Origin of the sequence: Hymenobacter elongatus (genome assembly GCF_004745955.1) — a bacterium.
Taxonomy (GTDB): Bacteria; Bacteroidota; Bacteroidia; order Cytophagales; family Hymenobacteraceae; genus Hymenobacter; species Hymenobacter elongatus.
Window position 1 is genome coordinate 45,246 of record NZ_SRLD01000010.1, and the last position, 24,845, is coordinate 70,090.

The 24,845-nt window shown below is 56.1% G+C and carries 20 protein-coding genes; 8 read left to right on the top strand and 12 right to left on the bottom strand.

Going from position 1 to position 24,845, the window contains the following annotated elements; translation table 11 throughout:
• Position 1 precedes the first annotated feature (1 nt).
• Together E5J99_RS06750 and E5J99_RS06755 are read left to right on the top strand one after the other, a co-directional pair.
• Positions 2-6,175: a LamG-like jellyroll fold domain-containing protein gene (locus tag E5J99_RS06750; RefSeq protein WP_135496963.1), complete on the top strand. Its 6,174-nt coding sequence runs from the start codon at positions 2-4 to the stop codon at positions 6,173-6,175.
• A 13-nt stretch (positions 6,176-6,188) separates the two neighbouring features.
• Positions 6,189-6,842 (top strand): hypothetical protein, encoded by a 654-nt coding sequence (locus E5J99_RS06755; RefSeq protein WP_135496964.1) that lies wholly within the window; start codon positions 6,189-6,191, stop codon positions 6,840-6,842.
• Between the two features lie 209 nt (positions 6,843-7,051).
• Here E5J99_RS06755 and E5J99_RS06760 read toward each other — a convergent pair whose 3' ends face one another.
• The 5 genes from E5J99_RS06760 to E5J99_RS21205 form a co-directional block, all read right to left on the bottom strand.
• On the bottom strand, positions 7,052-7,588 hold the full coding sequence (locus E5J99_RS06760; protein WP_135496965.1) for a peptide deformylase: 537 nt from the start codon (positions 7,586-7,588) through the stop codon (positions 7,052-7,054).
• Between the two features lie 188 nt (positions 7,589-7,776).
• Positions 7,777-9,225: an amidohydrolase family protein gene (locus E5J99_RS06765; protein WP_135496966.1), complete on the bottom strand. Its 1,449-nt coding sequence runs from the start codon at positions 9,223-9,225 to the stop codon at positions 7,777-7,779.
• A gap of 92 nt (positions 9,226-9,317) precedes the next feature.
• Positions 9,318-9,653 (bottom strand): hypothetical protein, encoded by a 336-nt coding sequence (locus tag E5J99_RS06770; protein ID WP_135496967.1) that lies wholly within the window; start codon positions 9,651-9,653, stop codon positions 9,318-9,320.
• Between the two features lie 76 nt (positions 9,654-9,729).
• The gene (locus tag E5J99_RS06775) at positions 9,730-10,239 is read right to left on the bottom strand and encodes a hypothetical protein (protein WP_135496968.1); all 510 of its coding nucleotides are present in this window, start codon (positions 10,237-10,239) and stop codon (positions 9,730-9,732) included.
• 108 nt (positions 10,240-10,347) lie between these two features.
• Positions 10,348-10,488 (bottom strand): hypothetical protein, encoded by a 141-nt coding sequence (locus tag E5J99_RS21205; protein WP_167852023.1) that lies wholly within the window; start codon positions 10,486-10,488, stop codon positions 10,348-10,350.
• Positions 10,489-10,676: 188 nt separating this feature from the next.
• Here E5J99_RS21205 and blaOXA point away from each other — a divergent pair, with 188 nt between their 5' ends.
• A complete protein-coding gene (gene blaOXA, locus E5J99_RS06780) occupies positions 10,677-11,462 on the top strand; it encodes a class D beta-lactamase (RefSeq protein ID WP_167852024.1) in 786 nt (261 codons plus the stop codon).
• 13 nt (positions 11,463-11,475) lie between these two features.
• Here blaOXA and E5J99_RS06785 read toward each other — a convergent pair whose 3' ends face one another.
• The gene (locus E5J99_RS06785; RefSeq protein WP_135496970.1) at positions 11,476-12,564 is read right to left on the bottom strand and encodes an alkane 1-monooxygenase; all 1,089 of its coding nucleotides are present in this window, start codon (positions 12,562-12,564) and stop codon (positions 11,476-11,478) included.
• 252 nt (positions 12,565-12,816) lie between these two features.
• Here E5J99_RS06785 and E5J99_RS06790 point away from each other — a divergent pair, with 252 nt between their 5' ends.
• From E5J99_RS06790 to E5J99_RS06810, 5 genes are all read left to right on the top strand, one after another.
• Entirely contained in the window at positions 12,817-14,220 is a 1,404-nt protein-coding gene (locus E5J99_RS06790) for a PQQ-dependent sugar dehydrogenase (protein ID WP_167852025.1), read from the top strand.
• A gap of 240 nt (positions 14,221-14,460) precedes the next feature.
• Entirely contained in the window at positions 14,461-15,366 is a 906-nt protein-coding gene (locus E5J99_RS06795; RefSeq protein WP_135496971.1) for a LysR family transcriptional regulator, read from the top strand.
• Positions 15,367-15,449: 83 nt separating this feature from the next.
• Positions 15,450-16,643 (top strand): threonine synthase, encoded by a 1,194-nt coding sequence (locus E5J99_RS06800; RefSeq protein WP_135496972.1) that lies wholly within the window; start codon positions 15,450-15,452, stop codon positions 16,641-16,643.
• Positions 16,644-16,860: 217 nt separating this feature from the next.
• On the top strand, positions 16,861-17,721 hold the full coding sequence (locus E5J99_RS06805; protein ID WP_245318752.1) for a M28 family peptidase: 861 nt from the start codon (positions 16,861-16,863) through the stop codon (positions 17,719-17,721).
• A gap of 304 nt (positions 17,722-18,025) precedes the next feature.
• Complete coding sequence (locus E5J99_RS06810; protein ID WP_135496973.1) at positions 18,026-19,405, top strand: ammonium transporter; 1,380 nt, start codon at positions 18,026-18,028, stop codon at positions 19,403-19,405.
• Positions 19,406-19,563: 158 nt separating this feature from the next.
• On the opposite strand, the gene E5J99_RS06815 is transcribed toward E5J99_RS06810, so the two are convergent.
• The 6 genes from E5J99_RS06815 to E5J99_RS06840 all read right to left on the bottom strand — a co-directional run bounded on the left by E5J99_RS06815 (position 19,564) and on the right by E5J99_RS06840 (position 24,844).
• Positions 19,564-20,358 (bottom strand): ZIP family metal transporter, encoded by a 795-nt coding sequence (locus E5J99_RS06815; RefSeq protein ID WP_135496974.1) that lies wholly within the window; start codon positions 20,356-20,358, stop codon positions 19,564-19,566.
• Positions 20,359-20,498: 140 nt separating this feature from the next.
• A complete protein-coding gene (locus E5J99_RS06820; RefSeq protein ID WP_135496975.1) occupies positions 20,499-20,777 on the bottom strand; it encodes a DUF167 domain-containing protein in 279 nt (92 codons plus the stop codon).
• Positions 20,778-20,934: 157 nt separating this feature from the next.
• Positions 20,935-21,696, bottom strand: coding sequence for an endonuclease III domain-containing protein (locus E5J99_RS06825; protein ID WP_245318754.1), 762 nt, complete (start codon positions 21,694-21,696; stop codon positions 20,935-20,937).
• A gap of 45 nt (positions 21,697-21,741) precedes the next feature.
• Entirely contained in the window at positions 21,742-22,587 is an 846-nt protein-coding gene (locus E5J99_RS06830) for a hypothetical protein (protein ID WP_135496977.1), read from the bottom strand.
• A 260-nt stretch (positions 22,588-22,847) separates the two neighbouring features.
• Positions 22,848-23,258, bottom strand: coding sequence for a response regulator (locus E5J99_RS06835; protein ID WP_135496978.1), 411 nt, complete (start codon positions 23,256-23,258; stop codon positions 22,848-22,850).
• 71 nt (positions 23,259-23,329) lie between these two features.
• Positions 23,330-24,844 (bottom strand): sensor histidine kinase, encoded by a 1,515-nt coding sequence (locus E5J99_RS06840; protein ID WP_135496979.1) that lies wholly within the window; start codon positions 24,842-24,844, stop codon positions 23,330-23,332.
• Position 24,845: the final 1 nt, after the last annotated feature.

Sequence of the window (24,845 nt, forward strand, 5' to 3'; positions counted from 1 at the left end):
TATGAGGAACATCTATGCGCGTTTGTTATTGCTACTTATCCTGGGATTTGCCTACTCGGCAAGTGCTCAAGATATTTCTGGCGAAACTAATATCGTACCAGGTCAAAGCTATAGCTATTCCTATACAGGCTATAGCTGTAATTCTCCCAGCTATAGCTGGTCGGTAGCGGGTGGGGTTATTAGTACAAACGATAATTACGGAACAATTACTGTCACTTGGGATTGCGCTGCCCCAGTACGTCAGATAGATGTGAGTATAGAAGGCGAAGAGTATGATCCTGAATATGGCTACTCCTACTCAGTATATTGCGGAACCACTTCTCTCACCAATTTTACCACTATTCCCCCCACGGCTGGCGGTATTTACCTCTCGTATTACAATTTCTTCCTGCAAAACGAAATCTGCCCCAACGAGGCATTTATGCTTGGCTATTCTGGGTCTTCAGGTGTTCAGCAGGTCAACTGGTTTCGATGGGATGGAACGGCTTGGCAAGCTGAGGGAACATCGTCGTTTGGTCCCGACTTCTTCGGCTATTTTTCTGGTATAACCAGCACGACCACGTACAAAGCGCAGCCTATTGCTTGTGGTGGCGTGCCGCTTGCTGAGCAAACGATTACGATTCAAGTAACAGATGTAGCTTCCGCCGGTGGCGTGGCACTTGGCTCACGTGATGTTCTGTTCGGGGCCAATGAAGGAACGGTAACGCTCGCCGATAGTCGAGGAATTATCATCAACTGGCAACGTTCTACAAACAGTGGTATCACGTGGGAGGATATGACTGACACCGGAGAAGAAATAAACTTTAGTAATCTGACAACAACTACTTTATTCAGGGCTAAGTCTTATTTCTTTGCGTGTCAGCAAACTCCTGTTTACTCCCAGCCATGCGCTATTCGAGTAGAAGTAGGACCTAGTAATCTTAGCTGGATAGAAAACAAAAGCTACGATGAGGGAGCCCGTGTAGTCAGCAACTCCCGTTCCTATTTTGACCTATCAGGCAGGTTGCTTCAATCGCAAACCAGAAATATCTCGCAGGGGAAGATTCTAGCCACCCAGCCGTTGTTCAGTGCTTATGATCAAGCGGTTGGTACTACGCTGGCGGCTCCTATCACGGATGTCGATTTTACTTACAAGCCTCGATTTGTTAGTCCTTTCTTTACTGCGTCACTTCCTTACAATCACAATCATTTTGATTCGGGCAGCACTCTCAATGGACCTGTTGCCGTGGGGGGGAACACCCCGGGCACTCTAGGGTGGTATTACAGCACTAATAATACTCTAGAGCCCAACACTGCCGTCACAGCATATCCCTACTCGCGCATGGAGGAAGCCGCCGACGGTAGTACGGGCGTAGTCCGGTCATCTGGGGTAGGTGAGGTGTTCCGGATGGGGCAGGGCAGGGAAAACGTGCAGGGCAGCTTCTCCGTGCGGGCGGAACTCACGAATTATGCTCAGCTGCGGAGCCGATACTTCCCCGCCTCAGTGGCAGGCGAACAGCCTGCCAGCTTAAGCGCCGCCACTATCCAGCAGGTAAGTATCAATTCTAACGGCCAGAAAGTAGTTACTTTTCAAGATAAGGAAGGCCACGCACTCATGGTCGCCCGGCCCGGCCGGTCCAATGATTGGCTGAGTGTAACTAATACCGCAGAAGTAGGCTGGCCTTATTGCTTCGTAAAAACTACGAATGAGATTTATGAAAATCCACTAATTGAGGCCAGTGCTGATATTGTGGTTTATGATGAAAACTACGTTCGCCTGTTTGCCGGCCATGCCCGCGACTTTAACGCAACGTTAAGTGCCCGCGCTGGTTCCTGTCGAATCTATTGCAACGAGCCTTTTCGAATAACGACCGGTCGTATCCTTAATGCAACGACTAGAGAGCCAATAAGCTGGAATTCTATGTACGAACTGCTACCTACCAAAAGGGAGGCTTATGCTTATTTTAATTTCTATACGTTTGAAACCGGTAAGACATCTATTACCCCTCTGATTACCAGCTCCGATTATATCGTCACAAATACTATCACGGGAGCTGATGTTACGACAACATTCAAAAATGGATCTGCTATTCCAGCAGGCTTTTATCAGGTTCGCATTATTCAGGGTGCTGTAAGTCTGAGCTATACCAACGACTACCAGGATATATCCTACAGTTTCTATAATCAAAAAGGTCAACTCCTAGGCAGTTTGGCTCCTAATGGGGTCAAGAAGCTGCTGAGAATTGGTACATCAACGGTTGCCGGGCCTACTTCACCTAGTCTTACGGCAGGGCTCGTTGCGTGGCTGCCGTTTGACGAGGCATCTGGGAACATTGCGGCCGACGCCTCGGGTAACGGAAAACACGCAACTTTAAACGGTAGTACGTGGAGTTGGAAACCTAGCGAAGGCAGCAACAATGGTGCTCTGGAACTGACTGGCTCGAGCTATCTGTACGTCCCGGTTGCCTGGCAGCCATCGGCCTTCACCGTGTCTTGGTGGACCAAACCCTACCAACGCTTTCCATACAACCAGATGGTTGCCGCAGACTGTGGGTGGGGCGGCTTTATGTTTCACACAGACTGGAACGGTGAGGCCTATGTAGGAACCGATTTAGGAAGTCGAATTGTGCTGGGTGCCAACACCGTTGCACTTAACGTCTGGCAGCAGTTTACCTTCACTTACAATGCTGGCGAAGGCCGCTTGTATAAAGATGGGCAGTTGCTAGCTGTAAAGCAGGGGATGACCGCTCCACAAACGTGGCGGTACTTCACTTTTGGCACTGGCCCGGGCGGACAGCCCAGTGAGGGGTTGCTGGATGACTGCCGAGTGTATGATCGGGCCTTATCCGAATCAGATGCAAAGGAGTTGTATCAAAGCCGACTACCCTTTTTCACTAGCTACGAATACGACGTGCGCGGCCAATTGCGTGCAATGAATGAAACAGACGCAGGCCGCACGAAATACTACTATCGCGTCGATGGTACTTTGCGTTTTTCTCAGAACGCGAAGCAACAGCCGCTTGGTTACTTTTCTTATACCAATTACGACGACGCTGGTCGGCCGGTGGAGGCGGGTGAGTGCCGCCCAATTAGTAGCGCCTATTTTGCTACTATTGCCGAATCATCGACTGTGTTGGAAAGTGTAGATCCTCGGGGCGGCTTCGCACTCGAACATCCCCGTCAAGATGTAGTCCTGACCAGTTATGACCTGCCGCTATCTCTACCTGGTCTAAGCGGAACTTATACCCAGGAATTCCTAGCCGGACGAGTATCGAATACGCGCAAATACAGCACATTTGCTGCTCAGGGAATCAATGCTGCACCAGTATCCCAGACTTGGTTCAGCTATGATGAGCAGGGGCGCACGAAATGGGTGGTGCGGCAACAGTTTAATCAGGCTGCCCATACTCTCGACTATGATTACGACTTGAATGATAACGTATTATCGGTTTGCTACCAGAAGAATATTGCGGCCAACCGCTTCACCCATTATTACAGTTATGATCCGGATCAGCGACTTAGTGAAGTGCGCACTAATACCGCCGACCCGACTAATCAAACCGAGCCTCGTAAGCTTCAGGCTTCGTATTCTTATTATCTGCATGGTCCCCTGAAGCGTGCGGTTATTGGTGGGTTACAAGGGGTAGACTACCTGTATACTGCTCAAGGGTGGCTCAAATCCATCAATGGCTTACAGCCAGGTAGCGACCCAGCCACCGATGGACCTACCACTTCCGGGATGCTCCCTGACCTGTTTAGTCAGGAACTCGAATATTACGCTGGCGATTACTACTCCGCCCGCCGTACTCAGGGCAGCTTCACTTCTAGTGGCAATCATCCAGATCGATTCGACGGTACCGCACGGGCACAGGTATGGCGCACTTCCAGCCGCCCAACGGCCATGAGCGGATACGGGTATCGCTATGATGAACGTGGCCAGCTTATTCAGGCCGATTACGGACAGCTTACTCCGGGTGCAGGCGGGAATACCAGCTTCATTCCTGATGCTGCGGGCCGCTACCAAGAAGGAGGGCTTACGTACGACCCCAACGGAAATCTCGGCGATTTACGCCGCACCGACCGGGTGGGGGCTAATTTGATGAATATCAAGTACGAGTATATCGGTAATACCAACAAACTCTCGCGAGTTTATAATCCCCAGAGTCCTGGCTTACCAGTCCTTGAGTATACTTATGATGCTTTAGGGCAAATGACCAGTCAGGTGGAGCCCGGTAAGCCCAAATACTTTAACTATGATGTGACGGGTAAAGTAACGGATGTATACCGGACCGCTGCCAAGGCCACTACCGATCTAATTGCTCATTATGACTATGATGAATTTGGTCAGCGCATCCGTCAAACGGTGTACAATGCGCAACAAGTGGCCGAGACCACAGAATACGTTCGCGACGTCGATGGTAATGAAATTGCCTCGTACTATGTGGAGCCTGGGACCAACATCCTGCGCTTAGCCGAGCAGCCTGTGTATGGCGCTACCCGTGTGGGAGTAGTGCGGCAGCCCCGCAATGAAGAGGTGCGAGCGGAACTCTACGAATTGAACGACCAATTGGGGAATACCCGCGTGGTATTTCAGGCCCCGCGCACCGTTCCGTATACCTTGACGATGGAAAACGGCCAGGCTGACCAAGAGAAGAAAGACTTCCCAACGCCCAATGCCACGACCTACGACCAGGTACGTAGCAACTTGTATGCTCGCGGTGATACTCCCGATGGTACCGGTTACTCCATGCGCTTGTCGGCTCAGATAGGTCCGGGCAAGAAACTGGCCGTAGCTCCCGGCGACCGGGTGCTGCTGGAAGTGTGGGCGGGCTATCCATCCATGTGGGGCGTTATCAATGGGCGAGCAAGTGTGCCAAACGTCCGGGCCATTGGTTTGGCTAGCGCCGCCTTGCTCGTACAGCCGCAGCCACGGTTAGCTGAATCTGGCAGTACCCGAGCCTTGCCCGCATGGCAGCGCCTGTTGAGTCAAGTATCGGTTGGGGTGGCAATTCCGCTCACAGGCCGCCAGCCTAAAACCTATGGTGCCGCCGCGAAAGTCGATCCAATGACACCTACGACTCTTCCTCCTAACGCTGTCCTGCGCTACACACTTCGTCTGGTGCGCGACCGTAGTATTGTTCGGGAAGGCACGGCGCGCGTGGCCCCCGCAGCCGAGGGACAGTGGCAGCCATTGAACCTCAGCGTGACCATAGATACTGAAGAGCCCGCTGAACTGGAAGTGTGGCTGCAGAATTTTGATGCTCAGCCCGTTTACTTCGATGATATGCGCATCGAACACCAGGTGGGTACTCTGGTAGCCGAGAACCATTTTTATCCTTACGGACAACGCAATGAGGGCTTGAGCTGGACCAGGCAATATATGCGTGGGTACGGCCGCGGCTACCAAGGCCAGAATACCCGCTTTGATGAGGAAACCGGCTACGATAATTTTGAGCTACGGATGTATGATGCCCGTATTGGCCGCTGGCTGAGTATGGACCCAATGGGGCAATTTCATTCGCCTTATGTAGGAATGGGTAATGACCCCGTGAATATGATTGACCCCGACGGCGGTTTCTCAGACCCAACGTTTCCTGCCAATCCCAAGAACGAGCAAACCTACATAGACCCTGGAACAAAGCAAGCTTATATATATTTCAACGGTTCGTGGAGCCACTCGCTTGGTGAAGTTGCAGTAGTAGGGGCGCGGGCACCAAGTCCTACCAACTTTGTAAATGCTTTAGCAGTACCTAGTATACCCTGGAAGACTCAGTACAGAGAACAGAAGCCTCATTGGACAAACTGCTGTAATACAGTTAAAAAGATGGTCAGTTATGTGCCTGCAAGTAGGGTGTACATCACAAAGGAGGCAAACAGTAGATTAGTGCTTGTACCTGGTGCTGCAAAAGGCCTGAAAAAGCTGGACGAGTATTTAGCCAATGGTACCCCAGTTATGATAGGAGTTCATCACACCTATAATGCTGGTTACAACGAAGGAACTACGGATCATTTTGTTCTTGCAGTTAGTGGGAATACTCGTATCGGAATTAGATTCTCTGATGTTGGAACATTAGACAGAGCTAGAGGAACTGCACCTTCGAATATGTTGTATATGAATCCAAAAACTGGTATGATGACTGGCTCATCAGCTGCTACTGGAAAGACATACACCCTTTCACAACTTAGATTTAAGTAGAATGTACCTAAACATGAAAGCCACTGTAGCACTAATAGCATGCTTAGTCAGCTTGGTAACAGGCTGTGAGTCTATTGATAGGCAAAGCAATAACGCCGTTGAAATTGAGTCAAAGAGTGTTATAAAGGATACATCAATTGCAAAGGGTCAATCGGAGTATTCGAATAAAGGGGCTGGAAATCAAGATGTAAGCCGTGATGTCGCAACGCCATGTCTAACAAATATTCAATCTTTCTATAAGTGGTATTTAGGTGTACAGGATACAGTAAATTATTTTGCTAATAGTATCGTGTTTCAAAGCGATAGTACAGGAGAAAGTGCAAATAGATTTTATATAGTTGATAGATTGAAAAAAAGTAATTATCTAAATTTTTTGCAAAAATCAGGATTTTTTTCCAAGTATTTTCTTGAGAGAATGAATGCGTCTCTGGAGTATAAAATGCGTCATATTGAAAAGATTAAGCAACACGATGGAGAACCCGAAGGTTTCGAGTCGGATTTAATCTTGTTCACCCAAGATTTAGATCCAAATACAGATAATTTTAGATATAAATTTAGGAACAATCGAGTTGAAGTAGATAATGGGGAAAATGTAATTTTGTTCTACTTATCAAAAGATTGTTCCATTGATTCCACTGTATTTAATGGTCGTTCAGAGAGGATATAATTTGTCTTTAAATCAAATTTTACAGGCTTTTTGTGAATATTTTGTATTGCGATATTTATATTTTCGCGTTTTTTAATTTAAACTAAAGGCGTGTTATTTGTTTGTGTATGAATGAGAGCCGAGTCGGTAAGTTGCAATGATGGCATAAGGGTTAGCTGACTGTTCCACTAAATAAATTGACTTTATCATATTATATATAACTGCCGGCGCTACCGCCCGTACGGACTATCGGCCCGAAACCGGCGCTCAAATTCCTCCCGGGTACAAATCGACTTCACGTCCACTACCCGGTCAACAGATAGCACGCCGTCGAGGTGGTCGATTTCGTGCTGCAGCAGCTCCGCCAGGTCGTCTTCGTGGCCGGCCCGGGTTTCGTGCCAGTGGCCGGCCGGGTCCTGGTAGCGGACCGTAATCCAGGCGTGGCGCTCTACCTGCATAAAAATGGCGAGAAACGACAGGCACGCATCCCACACCACCAGCTTCTCGGGGCTGCGGTCAATAATGGACGGGTTGATAAGCGGCCAGATATCGTGGCCGGGCAGGCGCAGCAGCACGATGCGCTGTAGCTCGCCGATTTGGGGAGCCGCAATGGCACGGCCGTAGCCCGTGGTGGCCCGCCAGTGGGCCACGGTATCGGCCAGATCGGTGATGATGCGGGCGGTTTCGGCCGACGTCGGATCAGCAACGGGCGTGGCTATTTGCCGGAGCACCGGGTTGCCAAGCTGCAGTATTTCACGGATGGGCATACCAGCAATACAAGGAGTGGAGGATGGGTAATCAAGGTTTCGGCTGCGCTCAGCATGAGGATACTTTTCTGACTATTCACACACGCTGGCAGAATGTCAACCACACTTTTGTTCAACCACACTTTTGTGTTTGTAGACCGATTGTATTTTAGGTCGTGCCGCAGGATTCGGGGAGAAGTGTAGCCGGCTTATTTATTTCTGACTGCCTGTACCAGGCGGTCCAGATCGGCGGCGGAGTACAGGGTGCCGCGCGTGACGACAGCGTCTATTTTCTTGATGTTGGCGATATTTTCCAGCGGGTTCTGCCGCAAAATAACCAAGTCGGCATCCTTGCCCACCGCAAGGGTGCCGCTGGTTTTTTCTACGCCCATAAACGTTGCTCCATTAATGGTAGCGGCCCGCAAGGCTTGCAGCGGCGTCAGGCCGGCGGCTACCAGCATCTGCAGCTCACCCTGCAACGACGCGCCCGGATACACATAGGAGTTAAACGGGCCACTATCGGAGCCCGCCAGCACCAGCACCCCGGCCGCCTGCAGCTGCGGCACCATGGTCATAAAGCGGGCGTTGAGCTTCTGGCCGAAGGCCACGGCGGTGGCCGACTGCTGCCGGGCGCTGCTTACGCGCCGGGCGTAGGTGGCCTGTATTTTGGGCGAAATAAATGCCAGCAACGAGTCGCGAGTGTGGTCGGCAGTGGCTACTTCGGCCAGCGTTTTCTGAATAAATAAGGTCGGAACGACGGCCGTTTTTTTAGCCGCCATTAGCTTGAAAAGACGGTTAGCCGTAGCCACGTCATAGGTGTCATACAGCGCCGGGAGCACCGCAAACAAGCCCAGCGGCTTGGGCGTGCGTAGGCTTTGGGTCACCAGCGCCGTGAGGCTGTCCTCTTTGCTGGAACAGCCTTTGAAAACGTAGTACAGATGCTCGGTAGCATCCAGGCCCTGCGCTATGGCCTCGCTTAGCTTCACGGTGAAGGGCATGTGGCTCGTCGTTTTGAGCCCTCGTTTTTGCGCTTCCGCTACCACCTGCAAATACGCTTCGCGCGAAATCTTGCTATCGTAAATTTTAATGTAGTCCACGCGCAGCTTTTGCAGCGAATCCAGGGCTTTGGTAATCTGAACGGGCGTTTCTACCTCCAGCGAGCCGGGCCAGTACGCCTGCGGGCCATCTATTTTTGGCCCCGAGGTGAAGATGCGCGGGCCGGGCAACGTACCGGCTTTTATTTGCTGCCGCCAGCTGAAAATAGCGGCCGTCAAGTCGCCGCCGGCATCCCGCACGGTGGTTACGCCGTGCGCCAGAAAAAGCGGCAACGTATTTTTAGCGGCTTGCGTCAGGCTGTCGCCGCCGCGAAAGTGCATGTGCATATCCCAGAGGCCGGGAATTACATATCGGGCCTTGCCATCCAGCGTTTTTTTGGCGGCGTAAATGCGCGTGCTGCCGGGCTCGATGCGCCGAATAATGCCCCCCGAAATAGCCAGTGTGTGGTCGGGACGGATGCGGCCCGATTGCACGTCGACGACGTTGAGGTGCGTGATAACCAAATCGTAGGTTTCGGCGGGACGGGGTGACGTGCCGCTGACCAGTAGGCCCGCTAAAATACTGCTCGCAAAAGACCGGAAGCCGGGGCTGAGAATTGCCATTGTCGGGAGAAAAGGAAAAGAGCGGAGAAGAGCGAAATGTAACGGTCGGCGGGTACTATCGGGCCGATTGGCCCCGGACTTCCTACGGCTTCTTATTTTACCGGCAGAGCCCGAACTACTCCGGTTTGTCTATCGACTTCGAAAGCAGCCTTGTTCGGCATTCGGTCGGCCCAGTCGGTGCGGGGCACGAGCACCTGCCAGTGCGTATCCACACGTAGGACCTGGGCCGAGTCGGGCACGAAAAGCGCGGCGTTGGGCTGTGCCTGCACGTACCGGTGCACCGCGTCGCGGGCGGCCGCTTCGGTTGGGGCAGCCATAGCCGAAGTGGTGACGGCCGGTGGCACAGGGCGGTCGGTGGCTGGGGTGGGCTGGCAGCTGGTGAGCCCACTTATCGTGGCAAGCAGCAGGCACGCGGAGACATTTGTCATGAGCTAAAGTAACTTGTCATGGGCTAAAGTAACGCAGGAACATCGGGCTGGTATCGGCTTCGCCGCCCGCGAAAAATCAGGGTGCTTCCCGGCCAGCAGCTTCACCTGGTCGGTTGCGCGCAGGATTTGTCGGCGGCTGTAGCGGCTCTTTGCTTTGAAATTGGTAGAGCACGAAGCCTGGGGGAATATAGAGGGAGGGAAAAACAATTTCGCCCTCGGAGCCATCGGCAAAATATGTTTTCTGGGGTGTGGCCTCGATGGAGTCGTAGCGGAACGTAAGGCCCAGTACGTTGTGGCCGCTGGTACTGATGATGGTATCCAGGCGGGCGTGCAGCGGCCGGCAAACCGCCTGGATACGGTGCCGCCCCACCGGAAGCACGAGGTGGCGCACGAGGCGGTCATCGGCTGTTTTGTACTTGGCCACCACGGTATCCAGCACGCTTTTGCCGTCGCAGAGCACTTGTATCGGTACCTGCTTTTCCTGGCTGTCGTTGGCTACGCGCAGCAGTACGAGCCGGGTCGTATCAGTGGGGCCGGTGCAGGCCGCTGCCAGAAGTGGGAAGAAAAGGAATACGTGTTTATACATCGAGCAAAGTGTGTCCGGCCGCCGCTGGCTCCGTCTACGACACTCAACAAAAAAAGCCCTGACTGCTTCGGGAGCAATCAGGGCTTTCAGGGCAAAGTCGGGAGCAGACTACGCGTGAATGCGCTTACGCTTCTGACGGCGGCGCTCCTGCGCCTGCTTTACGCGGAAATGCAGGGCCTCCAGGGCAGTTGCGGTCGGGGCCGAAGCAGCGGCTTCGTTGTTGGTGTCCTGTGAATTGTTGGTTTGCATGGGGAAAGCTGCTTTTTTATGTCTTGTCTGTACTCCTGACAAGCCGTTAAAGTTCTTGCCGGGGGCGAAAGGTACGGGATTCTACGGGGTTTTGTGGAATTTTGGTCACCATATTGGTGCTTTTCCTCCTTCCATGCTGCCCTGCTATGGTTTGTTACCGCCCTCTTAGTCAGCTATTGCTGCCCGTATTGCTCGTTCTCGGCGGCCCGGTTGCCACCGCGCAGCGCATTCTGCAGCGCAACTTTCAGCCTTACTTCGAGGCCCACGAGCTGCGCGGTTCCTTCCTGCTGCTCGACGTAAGCGCCAACCAATACACCGCTTACGACCTGCCGCGCTGCCGCCAAGGCTTTTTGCCGGCTTCCACTTTCAAGATCCCCAATACGCTCATCGGTCTGGAAACGGCTGCCGTGCGCGACACCGCCGAGGTATTTCGTTGGGATGGTAGGGTGCGCAGCTTTGCCCAGTGGAACCAGGATATGACGCTGGCCCGCGCGCTGCGCGTGTCGTGCGTGCCGTGCTACCAGCAGCTGGCCCGCCGCATCGGGGCCGGGCGCTATCAGCACTGGCTGCCAAAGCTGCGGTTTGGCCGCATGGTCGTCACACCCACCACCATCGATTCGTTTTGGCTGGTCGGACAGTCGCGTATCACTCAGTTCGAGCAAATAAACTTTCTGCGTCGTCTGCAGCGCGAACAGCTGCCGGTGTCGCGGCGCAGCCAGGAGCTGACCAAAACGCTGCTGGTGCTGAGCCGTGGGCCCGGCTGGGTAATGCGCGGCAAAACTGGCTGGACCATGCAGCAGGGCCATGATAATGGCTGGTTTGTAGGCTGGGTAGAGCAAGGCCGAAAAATATATTTCTTCGCCCTGAATGTCGAGCCCAAGCACGCTGGCCCTGTCACGGCGAAGTTCGTGCAGGGCCGCCGAGCCGTAACGGAACAGATTCTGCGGCAGGAATTCGGGCTGCTGTCGCAGTAGTTGGAGAAACTACTTACGGCTGCACCGCGCTTCCACTCTCTGCCGCTTTCGGTTCCGAATATCCGGCCAGTGGCAGGCGCGGGTTCATGGTGCGAAACCAGAGCGGCGGCAGCGTTGCCAGCAGCATCATGCCAGGGTAGCCCGTGGGCATCTGCGGACTGGCGGGCTGGTACCGCAGGGTGTGGTAGGGGCGGGAGGCCAGGTAATGATGGTCGGAATGGCGGGTCAGCTCATAGAGCAGAATGCGGCCCAGGGCGTGCTCGGAGTTCCAGGAATGCTGCGGCTGCACCCGCTCATACACGCCAGTTGTGGCGTTGCGCTGGCGCAGCAGGCCGTAATGTTCCACGTAGTTCACCAGCTGAAACAGCAGCACGCCAATGGCCGCCGCACCCAGCCAGGCCAGTAGCGCAGTGGGCCCAGCCACCAGCCCTACTGCCAGCACCAGCGCGCCCTGCGCTAGCTGAAACTGCAGCATCTGATTGGCCCACGACACGGCCGGGCGCTGCTGCCGCCGGAGGCGCTCATGCTCCAGCTGCCAGGCCGAGCGGTATTCGCCCCACACGGCGCGGGGTAAAAAATGCCAGAAAGGCTCGTGCAAACGAGCGGTGGCCGGATCGTGGGGCGTGGCCACGTGGCGGTGATGGCCGCGGTTGTGCTCGATGAAAAAGTGCAGATACAGCGTACTCAGCAGCAGCGTTTGGGCCAGCAGCTGTTCGTAGCGGCGCGGCCGGTGGCCCAGCTCGTGCGCCACATTGATGCCCAGCGCCCCACAGCAGATGCCCAGGCTGAAGACCAGCCCCGCTGTCTCCCAGTGGGTCAGGGCCGTGTGCGTCGTCACCCACATAAGTCCGCCTACCAAACTCAGGTGCAACGGCACGTTGCCATAGAGCAGTGTATCAAAAAACAGGTGGTGCGCCCGGCCTGCTGTGGCAGGCGCGCCCGGCCCGGCCCGGTGCGCCGCCGACCAAAGCTCTAGCAGCGGCACCAGCCCGAACACGAAGGCGGGCGTCAGCCAGGCCCAGGGACCCCGTAGCGCCAACCCCGCCGCCGCACAAGCCGGTACTAGGTAGGCCAGGATATAGCGCAAGTCGTGGAACTGCATGGCAGAATGGGTTGATAGCTAAATATACGAATCTCAAGATCGACAACCAAGGTAGTGAAGAGGCAGGTAGAGAGCGTCGCTTAGGTTCTGGCTTTCCAGGAGTGGGTTGCTCGGATTCTTACAGGGCTTATTGCACTGACTCGGGGCAAGCAGCACGCCTCTCAACACTATATGAGCCCTTATTTCTGTTACCTTAGAACGGTCACTGGCTCAATAGCAACCAAGTCCTCTTTTTATTCCACTCATATCGGCATGCAAACGCTTCGTATTTCCGGCCTTCTACTTGCTCTCACCATTGGTTCGTGGACCAATAGTCAAGCGCAAGCCCCTGTTGTAGCCACGTTTCCGGTGGGTAGCGCCACGGTTACCGTTTCCGAGGTCACTCCCAGGCTGAACGTCATTTGGGATATGGTCTGGGGGCCCGATAATTTCCTGTGGATAACGGAGCGCTATGGGCGCATTAGCCGCGTAAATCCGGTTTCGGGACAGGTGCTTCCCCTCATTACGGTGCCAGATGTAGCGGCTAATGGCGAGGCCGGTTTACTCGGAATGGTGCTTCACCCAGACTTCGCGGCCAACCCGTACGCATACGTCGTTTACACTTATTTTAGCCAAGGCACTATTAAGGAAAAGATAGTGCGCTACACGTACGCGGGTGGCGTGCTTAGCGCGCCATTGGTGCTGCTGAGTGATATTCCCGGGCTTAGCGGCCACATTGGTTCCCGGCTTATTATCCTGCCCGATCGTACGTTGCTCGTCACTACCGGAGATGCTCATTTGCTGCCGGAAGTACAGAACACCGCCTTTTTAAATGGCAAAACTTTGCGCCTGAATTTGGACGGTACAGTGCCGGCCAACAATCCTATTGCGGGAAGCTACGTGTATACCAAAGGGCATCGTAACTCGCAAGGGCTGGTTCAGTTGCCGAACGGCCGCATTTATAGCTCCGAGCATGGCCCCAATAACGACGATGAGATTAACCGTATCGAAGCGGGCGCGAACTACGGCTGGCCCGACGTGCATGGCTACTGTGACCTGGCGAATGAGCAAGCATTTTGTGCCGCTAACAATGTGCGCGAGCCCATCATGGCCTGGACGCCCACTATTGCGCCCGGAGCGCTGGCTTACTACGATCATCCCGCTATTCCGGCGTGGCGTGGCTCCTTATTGCTGGCAGTGATGAAAAATCGCCAACTGCTGCAGTTGCCCCTGAATGCCGCCGGTGATATAGCTATGCCCTCCAGCGCCTATCTGGTTAATTCGGAGCTGGGCCGGTTGCGGGCTATTTGTGTTTCGCCGCAGGGAAAAGTATACATAGGTACCAGTAACCGCGACGGTTACGGCAACCCCAGCGCCACGGATGACCGTATCGTGGTGCTGGAAAATCGCAGCTTTACGCCCACCAGTGCCGGAGTACAACAACTGGAGGCTGCTTTTGCGCTGGCTCCCAACCCGGCCAGTACCCAAGCCTATGTACGGCTGCCCGCTGGCGGTGCCCACCTGCGGGTGCTGGATATGACTGGTCGTAGTGTGCGTGAAAAACTGGTTTCGGGTCCAGCGGCCACGCTCGATTTGGTAGGTCTGGCAGCAGGCGTCTATCTGGTACGGGCCCAAACGACCGACGGCACGGCCACCCGACGCTTGGCTATCGAGTAGACCTACTGTTCAAATAGGAACCACAGAAAAAGCGGCTCCTCACGGAAGTAGCTTTTTCTGTGACCATAGCTGATAAGCCAAGCCCTGGTTCACGGGCTAAAAGTTAGTTTTGACTGGTGGGCCGTCCTGTACCCAGGTGTGGCGCGCAAGAAGCCCAGGCAGCTTTCGGCGGCTACCTGCGTATGTTGCCGCATACGTTGGGCGTCGTAAGTTTTTGCGGCCTTTTCCTTGGGTGTGTATATGCTCTCCTACAAGCACGAAATATTTCTGGAAGTGGCCCGGCAGCTCAGCTTCACTAAGGCCAGCCATACCTTGTGCGTGAGCCAGTCGGCCGTGAGCAAGCACGTGAAAGCGCTGGAAGAGGAATACAAAATCGGGTTGTTCGAGCGCCTGGGTAATACCGTGAAGCTCACGCCCGCCGGCTTGGTGCTCTACCAGAAACTGCTGCTGGCCAAGCAGCTGCAGCACGAGCTGCACCAGGAGTTTACCCAGCTCAGCGCCGACTACTCGCCTCGCTTCCGGATGATGATTGGGGCCAGCACTACGATTTCGCTCTACGTGCTGCCGCCGGTGCTATCGGCCTACCTCAACAAGCACAGCAACATCCAGCTCACGCTCAAAAACCGCAATAGCGAAAATATTCTCAAAGCGTTGCTGGACCACGAAATTGACCTGGGCATCATCGAAGGTCTCAACAAAGTCAGCACCGTGACCTACACCCCGTTCCTGACCGATGACGTTATTGCGGTGTGTTCGGCCAAAAATCCGCGGAACACCCAGGCTCTCACGGTTCAAAGCCTGTACGAGATTCCGCTGGCCGTGCGCGAAATAGGTTCGGGCACGCTGGCCGTACTCGAAAATGCCCTGGCGCACCACCAGATGAAGCTGGCCGACCTGCCAGTAAAAGTACGCCTGGGCGGCACCGAAGCCCTGAAAAACTTCGTGCGTGTCGACACCTGCCTGGCGTTTCTGCCCCGACAGGCCGTGGTGAAAGAACTGGAATCGGGGGAGCTGCTGGAGGTGCCCATTCAGGGCCTGGCCATGCGGCGGCAGTTCCATTTCATTCAGCGCAAAGGCACCGAGAACAACTTGCCGTACAAAGATTTTGTGCAGTTTATGAAGCGTCATTATTCTAAAATGGAATAGACTATTCCATTTTCCTATTTTGTTTTCGCATACCAGAGCGCCTATTTGCCGTTGTAAAATCACGCACTACAGCCGCTCTGTCCATGGAAACCAGCATTGCTCTTGCCAGCCGAATTCACGCCCTGGAATGCTCCGCCTGCGGCCAGTCGTATTCGGCCTTCGCGCTCCAGCGTGTTTCGGCGTGCTGCCAGATGCCGCTGCTGGCCGTCTACGATCTGCACGAGCCGCTGAGCAAGGCCAGCATCTGCCAAGCCGAGGGCAGCATGTGGCGCTACCGCGAAGTGCTGCCGCTGCTTCACGAAGAAAACCGCGTGAGCCTGGGCGAAGGCTTCACGCCGCTGCTCACGCTCGGCACGCTGGCCAGCCGCTACAACTTACGCTCGCTAGTGCTCAAAGACGAGGGCCAGAACCCGACGGGCTCCTTCAAGGCCCGGGGACTGAGCATGGCCATTTCGAAAGCCAAAGAGCTGGGCGTACGGGGCTGCATCGTGCCCACGGCCGGCAACGCGGGCGTAGCCATGGCCGCCTACTGCGCCAAGGCGGGCATGCAGGCCGTGGTGGCCATGCCGCGCCATACGCCCAAGGCCTTCAAGGAAGAATGCTACTGGTACGGGGCCGAGGTGCAGCTCATCGATGGGCTGATAAACGACTGCGCCGCCTGGGTGCGCCAAACCAACGCCAACGGCGAGCTGCTCGACGTGTCGACGCTGAAGGAGCCGTACCGCATTGAGGGTAAAAAAACCATGGGCTACGAAATTGCGGAGCAGCTCAACTGGAAGCTGCCCGACGTGATTCTGTACCCCGCTGGGGGCGGCACCGGCCTTATTGGCATCTGGAAGGCCTTTCAGGAAATGAAAGTCCTGGGCTGGCTAGCTGCCGAGACGAAGCTGCCGCGCATGGTAGCGGTGCAGGCCTCCAACTGCTGCCCGCTTATCGAAACCTATACGGGCCGGCAGGCCAATGCCCACCACTACGTCGGCAAGCCCACCATTGCCAACGGACTGGCCGTGCCGCGCCCCTTGGGCGAGCCCCTGATGCTGGAAGTGCTGCGCGAGTCGCGGGGCACGGCCGTCAGCATCACCGATGAGCAAATGGTGGAAGGAATGCGCGAATTGGGCCGGCTCGAAGGCTTGTTCGTGGCACCGGAAGGAGCGGCCGTCTGGATGGCGGCTCGCCACCTGCTGCACACCGGCTGGCTGCGTGCCGACGAGCAGATTCTGCTGCTCAATACAGGCTCGGCTCAGAAATACCTGGAAAACGTAGAAGGACAGTATTAGTAGGAATGCTGCCCGCTCAAGTAGGGGTATGTGCTGGGAAGTGGTGTGCCTCCCGCACAAACACGATAAAACCAGCTGCTTAGGCTGGCTTTATCGTGTTTGTGCAAGTACGCTGTCCTACGGTCTGCTTAGTAGCCGCAACCGTGCTGGTTGGCGTAAGTATGGGTTTTCCCGGGCAACTAGCTGCCTGGGATTTTCAGCTTAACGGAGGATAGATATGATGAAAGCCGACCAAAGCCGCCTGTACGCCGATGTGGAATTCCTGACGGCCATTCGCCCGGCTCGCACCTACCGCCACTTGGCCTCCCTAGATAAAGCGGCCGACTACATCAAAGCCGAATTCGGTAAGCTGGCGTGTCGTGTTGAAGAACAGCCTTTCCGGGTGGACGGGCAGCCCTACCGCAACGTCATTGCTTCCTTCGGACCTGAGAAGGGGGAGCGACTCATCCTCGGGGCTCATTACGATGTATGCGGCGAGCAGCCCGGCGCCGACGACAATGCCAGCGCCGTAGCGGGTCTGCTCGAAACGGCCCGTTTGCTACAGGCCCAGCCGCAGTTGGCTCACCGTATCGATCTGGTAGCCTATTCCCTGGAAGAGCCGCCCTTTTTTGGCACCGAAGACATGGGTAGTGCCGTGCACGCCAAATCCCTGCACGACCAGAATGCGGTAGTGCGTGCAATGCTCTGCTACGAAATGATTGGCTATTTCAGCGACGCCCCCAACTCCCAACGCTTCCCCGACGAGCGGCTGGCGCAACTCTACCCCAACACGGGTGATTTTATCATGGTAGTAGGCAAGCAAGGCCAGGAGGCGCTGATCGAACGCGTCAGGGCGCTGATGCAGGACCACGCCAGCATCGACGTGCAAAGTATTAGTCTGCCTAGTGCCGTTGGCCTGTCGGGCCTTTCCGACCACCGCAATTACTGGCGCTACGGCTACCAGGCCGTGATGATTAACGATACGTCCTTCCTGCGTAATCCTCATTATCATCAGTCCACCGATACCATCGACACCCTGGATTTCGTCCGGATGGCCGAGGTCGTGAACGGCGTGTTCGGGGCAATTATCCAGTTATAATTCCACGCAGTTTTGCGAGGAACTTCCATGCAGGTGTTGCGCATTGCCTGTGGCATCGTGCTGGAATAGTATGTGCTGGAATATGAATGCTCTTTTAATCCCATTGCCTACCGAAGCTACTATAGTTACGTACTTCGAGTTTTTATGAGTGAGAATAATGGGTGTTGATTTTAGCTTGTTTCACAATAAAAAGGTAGTTTTATATAAAAATGACCTAAAATGAAAGGGTGTGTCAGGTAATGTGTGCACTGATTATTGTATCTTGACCTTCGAAACGACAGGTGTCCACGATAAATTAGATATTATGCGTCATTTCATTGCTCGTCGCCCAAACTATGGTTTCCTGGTCTTAGTGGCTCTGCTCATGCTGAGCCTCCTAGCGGCTTTCGTAGAGTTGCCTCACCCGGCGGCCACTGCTGGCAGTCTTAACCCCGCCGACGTCGCCTGGATGCTGACCGCCACTGCCTTCGTGCTGATTATGACGCCGGGCCTATCGTTCTTCTACGGGGGCATGGTGCGGCCCAAAAACGTTATTTCCACGATGCTACAAAGCTTTGTAGCGCTGGGCGTTATTTCGTTGGTGTGGTACTTTGTGGGCTTTTCGCTGGCCTACGGCGAGAGCTGGCACGGACTGATCGGCAACCCGCTGACGTTTATTTTGCTGCGCGACGTAGGTACGGCTCCGCATCCGCTGTTGTCGCCGGGCATTCCGTTTGTGCTCTTTTTTGCCTTTCAGCTCAAGTTTGCCATCATCACCCCGGCCCTCATCACCGGCTCTTTCGCCGAGCGGGTGCGCTTCAAAGCCTATCTGGCTTTTATGGTGCTGTTCTGCCTTTTCATCTATTGCCCTCTGGCCCATTGGACGTGGCACCCCGACGGCTTTTTGCGGCGCTGGGGAGTCCTCGACTTTGCGGGGGGCACCGTGGTGCATATTTCGGCCGGTATTGCCTCGCTGGCTGCTGCCCTGGTGCTGGGGCCGCGCTCCGTGCACGGCCGCAAAACATCTTTCCTGACGCCTAACGTGCCTTATGTAATTCTGGGTACGGGCTTGCTGTGGTTCGGCTGGTTTGGCTTCAATGCCGGCTCGGCGCTGGGTGCCAATGAGCTGGCGGCGCTGTCTTTTGTCAATACCAACATGGCTTCGGCGGCGGCGCTGGTTGCCTGGCTGCTTATTGAGGTGGCGCGCGGTGGCAAGCCCACGGCGCTGGGAGCCTGCATTGGGGCCGTGGTGGGGCTGGTGGCCATTACGCCGGCCGCCGGCTACGTCACCTACGGCCAAAGCGTGCTCATCGGCGTGGTGGCGGCTCTTGTGAGCCAGGCCGCCGTGCATTGGCAAAACAATCGTACTTCCCTCGACGATACGCTCGATGTTTTTCCCTGCCACGGGCTGGGCGGCATCGTTGGTATGCTGCTCACGGGCGTATTCGCCGATAAAGTCGGCCTCATTCACGGTTCGGCCACTACCTTCGGCTACCACGTGCTGGGCCTGGCTATCGTTATCGTCTTCACGTTCAGCGGTGCCTGGATCTTGCTGAAAATAACCGACCTTTTGTTTGGCCTACGCGTAAAGCCAGCTCAGGAAGACTTGGGGCTGGACCTGAGCCAGCACGAAGAATCAACCTACCATATTGATGAAGAATTTGAGCAAACCTACCGCAAAGAGCAGGTAGGAGCGCGGATCTGAGTACGGCGGCCTAGCCTGCGCTGCCTCCGGGAAGCAGTGTGGGATGAGGTGGTGTACAGACGTATAAGGCTATAAGAAGGGGTGGCCGTCGGGGTTGAAGCCGGCGGCCTTTCTTTGTGCCAGTACCCCAGCAGACCGCATCTGATTCCTGGCCCGGCTTACTCCATTTTGCTCAGAAAAAAGGCCGTCAGAAAGCCCAGCACTGTTATCAGGCCCGTAAAGTTGTGCGCTGATTCGAAGGCCTCCGGAATCATCGTGTCGGCAATCATGGCCAGTACGGCCCCGGCGGCTACTGCCGTGGTGGCTGCTACTACCTCCTGCGAAAACTGGCTGAAGATGGTGTAGCCGGCCAAAGAAGAAAGCCCGGAAATAAGGGTAATGCCTCCCCACAGCAGAAACACGTAGCGGGCCGGCCGACCCGCTTTGCGCATACCGGCGGCACTGGAAAGTCCTTCGGGCAGGTTAGACAGGAATATGGCGACCACGGCCACCACGCTCACGGCCCCGCCCGCCAGCAGACTCAGTCCGATAACAATGCTTTCGGGAATGCCGTCGAGCAGGGCGCCGATGGCCAGGGCCATGCTGTTGTCGTCGCCGGGGTCGGTGTCGGCTGGCTGCCCGGCCTGCACTTTCTGGCGCTCCTGCCGCTGGTGGTCGCCGGAGCGCTTGCGGTGCTTGGCTCCTTGGCGGGCCAGCAACCAGTTGGCCAGCGTATATACCGCCGCGCCACCCACGAAGCCTAGTGCCGTCGAGTCCAGACCACCCTTCTTATAGGCTTCTTCCATCAGCTCCAATGAAAGCGTTGAAATCAGCACGCCGCTGCCGAAAGCCATAACTGCCGCTATCAGCCGCTGCGGCACGTGCGCATAGTAGCCAATGGCCGCGCCTAACAACAACGCGGAGCCTGAGACCAGGCCCCAGAAGCCCGCTAAGGCCCAGGTCGGAAAATTCATGTGAAGGAGAAAATGAGCCGACTTCGCGAATAGGGAAGCGGGGTACGAGGCTCCTTATACGCACATGGCGCGCTGGGTTGTCTGCCCCTACGGCTGGGGTGATTGGTGCCGCCGCGCTGGCCGCTGCTTGTTTTTCCGCCTCAGACACTACCCCGATACCGCGCCAGCGTGTTCTGTAACGCGGCCTCATCCAGGGTAGTTAGCAGCACTTTTTTGAACGGGGCCGTATGGCCGGTGAGCAGCTCAACGCTGGCTTTGCTGACGCCGAATACTTCCGCCAGATAGGCCAGCAGGCAGGCATTGGCCTTGCCATCCTGCGCCGGTGCTTTAAGCCGAACCAGTATGCTGCCATCTAGAGCCACGACCAGCAGATTCTGCCGGCTGTTAGGTTTGGCTTTTACGTGCAGCGTAACGGGCATGAACTGTTAAGAAAGGCGTAGAAGCGCATGGGTGCGTCCCACCGTTGTGTGGTGAGATGTCAGGCAAATCGTCCGAAGATGAGACATAAGTACGCTTCTTTGCACAACCTGATTCCGAGACGCAGAACGCGTAGCACTGAGTCGCTAGGGCGTTCCACTACGCCGTCGGTGCCGAAGAAGGCGCGGCCGCAGGTGGCTGGCGGCCCAGGCGCGCTTGCCCAAACGGACACTGCGCTAGTAGCACGCAGCGGCCGCAGGCGGGCGTGTGGAAGTAGCAGCATTTCTGGCCGTGAAACATGAATGCCTCGTGGTGGTCGTACACCTGTTGAGCGTCCCAATCGGGTGGGAGCAGGGCTTCCAGCTTGGCATGGGCCGCTTCGGGGCCGGTTTTGGCCGAAATCAACCCCAACCGCTGCGCCACCCGGTGATGGTGGCTGTCGACGGGCATGGCCGGAATGCGGAGCGAGCTGAAGAGCAACGTTGCGGCGCTGGTTTTGGGCCCCACACCCGAAATCGACTCCAGCCAGGTCCGCGCCTCCGCCACCGACATATCGGCCAAAAACGACAGGTCGCAGGGGCCGCCGCACCGGGTGCTGATTTCCCGTAGCACGGCCTGCAAGCGGGGCGCTTTCTGCTCGGGCCAGGTACAGGCGCTGATGGCCTGCTCTACCGCGGGCGTCGGAGCGTCGCGCACGGCTTCCCAAGTCGGAAACGCGGCTCGCAGCTGCTGGTAGGCGCGGTGCGAATCCTGGTTTCGGGTGCGGTGCGAAAGCAGGGCGCTGATTAGCTCGCTGAGGGCATCTTTGGTGCTGAAAAAGCGAAACGGCGCGCCGTATTCGGCGCACAACAACTCGTGCGCATGTAGCACCCGGGCTTGACAGGCGTCAAAATCGGAGCAGACAGAGACAGAGTTTTCCACTTCTGGCCTTACGCCCGCTGGCCCGCTGGGTTGCCGCCCCCGGAGCTACTCTGCGCCCCGGTTGTAGAGCGAAATAGCCTGCTTGATGTTCTGCTGCTGCTTGCTGCCCAGCACAATGGGCAGAATAGCCAACGGAATACCAGCATACACAAGAGGTGAAATAGCCCGATCCGACTGCTGCGTGCCGAACGTGGCAAACAGGCCGGCTGCCAACACGCCGGCGGCGGCTACGTAGCTCAAGGTGGTGTAGGTCTGGTACTTGCGGCCCTCCATCAGCAGGGCGCTGCTGCCCGCATTGTCGGCCGTGGCGATGCTCAGGTTACGCACATTCAGGTCCTGTACCGGGCCGTTGTCCTTGCTGAAATATTCCGTCTTGACGGTGCGGTACATGGGGGCGCCAAACCCGCCGTAGCGTCCACCATAGCCGTAGGGGCTGTAGCCGCCGCCCGTGTATTGGGTGGTAATTGCCGAATACAGACTCAAGCGCCCGGCCCGGTCGCGGCGGAGCGTGGTTTCGCGCTTGGAGCGCGGCAGCACCGTCCGGACGTAGTGCCCGGTTTCATCTTCGTAAAAGCCCACTTCGCCCATATCTATGCGCCGCTGGTCGTTGAGCAACAGATATGAGCGGCCAAACAGCGGCTGCTTCACGCTCACGTCATATGCCTTGTACACGGTGCCGTTTTTGAGCCCCACCGCAAACTTGGTCGTTTCAACCACTGGCGGCGGCGGTGCCGGCTGCCGTTGGGTCTGTGGCGCTGGCTGCGACTGGCGCCGGGCGGAGTCGGCCATCGTGGGCAGCGTGTTCAGTTGGCGGGGCGCATCCTGGGCCCGTACCAGCGCGGGGCTGGCCACGCTGAAGAAAAGCAGCAAAAAACGGAAGCGAAAAGTCATGAGCAGAAGTAAAATCCCTTCGGTCAGCAGCGAAGAGCACGTAATTTGGGTATAAACCGGCGGCCTTCCTCTGCCGCATGTTGGGCGGCTAGACTGGGCCAACCGCTCAGTAATGATCCGGCTTTCATTCCCGAAGAGGCGGTTGTAGGGCCTGCAGGTTGCAGCCGCCGGCTTGCAGATCGTGTCTGCACAAAAAGCCGCTGCCCGGAGGCGTTGGAACTCCGACAGCGGCCTTGTGCCGGGTTGCTAGCTACCGAATCTTATTTCAGCAGCTGCTCTAGCAAGCTGATACTGTCGACCATATCATTGCCGCTTTCAAAATCCACGGGCTTCAGGATATAGCCGCTGATGCCCATATTCTGGGTGCGCAGCCGGTCGATGTCCATGGCGGAGGTGGTGGTGATGAATACCGGAATTTCGCTGAGCTCGGCGTGACTGCGCAGTTCCAGCAGAAATTCGTGCCCGTTCATCTTGGGCATGTTCAAATCCAGCAGAATAACCTCCGGTAGGGGCCGGATAGGCTCCGCCCCGTTTTGGCCCAGCAGCAAGTCCAGGGCTTCCAGGCCGTTGAAGGCGGTGTAGAGCTTGTGCTGAATACTAAATTTTTCGAAGGCTTTCTGCACGGTCATCGTGTCAAAAAAGTCATCTTCTACCAATAAAACAGAACGCATACGCGGGGGAAATCAGAAATACAAAAGCAATGGGAGCACCCGGGGCCGCCGCAAGCACTGCAAGCTAGCGCCTAGATTGCTCTTTCGGTAACGGAAACCTTGGGCCAGGTGAAAATAAATGCCGTGCCCTGGCCCGGCTCCGACGCCACCCGGATGCTGCCCTTCTGTTCGTCCAGGATCTTCTTCACGATGCTGAGGCCAATGCCCGTGCTTTCGGCCGTGTTTCGGTCACGCAGGGTCTGGAACAGCAGAAAGATCTTTTCGTGGTACTCGCGGGCAATGCCGGGCCCGTCGTCGGCCACCGTGAATTCGTACTCCTTTTTGGCTTCCGCGCAGCTCACCGTGATAGTGCCCTGCCCCCGATGGTGGTATTTGACGGCGTTGCTGAGCAGGTTGGTGAATACCTGCTGCAGGCTCAGCCGGTCGGTGAGCAGCACGGGCAGGGAGGTGGGAAACACCACCTGAAACTCGGGCGGCACTACCATTTCACTTACTTCCTCCACCAGCTGGCGCACCTGCACCTCTTCCTGTTTCTGTTCCGTGCGCCCCACCCGGGCATATGCCAGCAGGCCATTGATAAGGTCTTCGAGGCGGGTCAGGCGGCCTTTCATCATGCTCAGGTATTGCCGCATTTGCTCCGAAAGCTCCGTGGCCAGCTCATCCTCAATCCACTTCACGATGGTAGTCACGCCCCGCAAGGGCGCTTTCAGGTCGTGCGAGGCTACGTAGGCGAACTGGTCCAGCTCTTTGTTGCGGTTCTGCAGGGCGCCAAACGTGTCGTCCAGCGTTTGGGTCATGTGGTTGAGCGACGTGGCCAGATTGCCCAGACCATCTTTTTCCTTATCCTTAATCTTGACCTTATAATCGCCCTGCACGACCTGCATGGCTAGGTTTTCGATGATCTGAATACGCTGGGACGTGGCTTGGGTGTTCGCCGCCAGCTGCTGCTGCAAGCGCTCATTAGCGGCTATTTCACTCGATATTTTTTGAAATAGCCACAGCGTAATCAGAATCGCCAGCGTGGCCGAAGCGATGATGGTAATGGGCGTAATGGTTTCGAACACGTTTTGCAACCGGTTGCGCTCGGCCAGCAGCTGGAGCTCATTGGCTTTGATGCGTTCAAACTGCGCATAAATGGCCCGCATCGTGAGCCGGCCCGTGTCCAGAATAGTATTGACGGAAGAAATGGTCAAGGCCCGCTGGGGGGTAATGAGAATCTGCATGTTGCGAAACTTCTGCTGTACCAACGTCCGCATCGAGTCCAGGCGCAGCAGCTGCCTGGGGTTGTCGGCCATCATGCGGTCCAGCCGGTCGAAGCTTGCCTCCACTTCGCGCTGCGATGTACTATACGTCTGTAAATAGGACGTGTCGGCCGTCAGCAGGAAGCCCCGCACGCGTGACTCCGCATCCCGGACCCTGGACGTCATCTGCTCGGCTTCCTGGACCACGCGGTAAGTATGCTCCACTTGCCGGGTTTGCTCGGCCAGCTGCCGAATGCTCAGAAAGGAGGCTATGGCCGTGAGCAGCAGCACGCCGGCGGCCACGGCAAAGCCCAGCCGTATTTTCGTATTGAGATTTAGACGCATA

What these genes read in the sequence shown, in the direction of transcription:
- E5J99_RS06830 (WP_135496977.1), bottom strand. Translation starts at nt 22,587, where the DNA reads ATGACTTTTCGCTTCCGTTTTTTGCTGCTTTTCTTCAGCGTGGCCAGC.
- E5J99_RS06770 (WP_135496967.1), bottom strand. Translation starts at nt 9,653, where the DNA reads ATGACAAATGTCTCCGCGTGCCTGCTGCTTGCCACGATAAGTGGGCTC.
- E5J99_RS21205 (WP_167852023.1), bottom strand. Translation starts at nt 10,488, where the DNA reads ATGCAAACCAACAATTCACAGGACACCAACAACGAAGCCGCTGCTTCG.
- E5J99_RS06785 (WP_135496970.1), bottom strand. Translation starts at nt 12,564, where the DNA reads ATGCAGTTCCACGACTTGCGCTATATCCTGGCCTACCTAGTACCGGCT.
- E5J99_RS06835 (WP_135496978.1), bottom strand. Translation starts at nt 23,258, where the DNA reads ATGCGTTCTGTTTTATTGGTAGAAGATGACTTTTTTGACACGATGACC.
- E5J99_RS06840 (WP_135496979.1), bottom strand. Translation starts at nt 24,844, where the DNA reads ATGCGTCTAAATCTCAATACGAAAATACGGCTGGGCTTTGCCGTGGCC.
- E5J99_RS06765 (WP_135496966.1), bottom strand. Translation starts at nt 9,225, where the DNA reads ATGGCAATTCTCAGCCCCGGCTTCCGGTCTTTTGCGAGCAGTATTTTA.
- E5J99_RS06815 (WP_135496974.1), bottom strand. Translation starts at nt 20,358, where the DNA reads ATGAATTTTCCGACCTGGGCCTTAGCGGGCTTCTGGGGCCTGGTCTCA.
- E5J99_RS06755 (WP_135496964.1), top strand. Translation starts at nt 6,189, where the DNA reads ATGAAAGCCACTGTAGCACTAATAGCATGCTTAGTCAGCTTGGTAACA.
- E5J99_RS06760 (WP_135496965.1), bottom strand. Translation starts at nt 7,588, where the DNA reads ATGCCCATCCGTGAAATACTGCAGCTTGGCAACCCGGTGCTCCGGCAA.
- E5J99_RS06790 (WP_167852025.1), top strand. Translation starts at nt 12,817, where the DNA reads ATGCAAACGCTTCGTATTTCCGGCCTTCTACTTGCTCTCACCATTGGT.
- E5J99_RS06820 (WP_135496975.1), bottom strand. Translation starts at nt 20,777, where the DNA reads ATGCCCGTTACGCTGCACGTAAAAGCCAAACCTAACAGCCGGCAGAAT.
- E5J99_RS06750 (WP_135496963.1), top strand. Translation starts at nt 2, where the DNA reads ATGAGGAACATCTATGCGCGTTTGTTATTGCTACTTATCCTGGGATTT.
- E5J99_RS06795 (WP_135496971.1), top strand. Translation starts at nt 14,461, where the DNA reads ATGCTCTCCTACAAGCACGAAATATTTCTGGAAGTGGCCCGGCAGCTC.
- E5J99_RS06805 (WP_245318752.1), top strand. Translation starts at nt 16,861, where the DNA reads ATGATGAAAGCCGACCAAAGCCGCCTGTACGCCGATGTGGAATTCCTG.
- E5J99_RS06775 (WP_135496968.1), bottom strand. Translation starts at nt 10,239, where the DNA reads ATGTATAAACACGTATTCCTTTTCTTCCCACTTCTGGCAGCGGCCTGC.
- E5J99_RS06810 (WP_135496973.1), top strand. Translation starts at nt 18,026, where the DNA reads ATGCGTCATTTCATTGCTCGTCGCCCAAACTATGGTTTCCTGGTCTTA.
- E5J99_RS06800 (WP_135496972.1), top strand. Translation starts at nt 15,450, where the DNA reads ATGGAAACCAGCATTGCTCTTGCCAGCCGAATTCACGCCCTGGAATGC.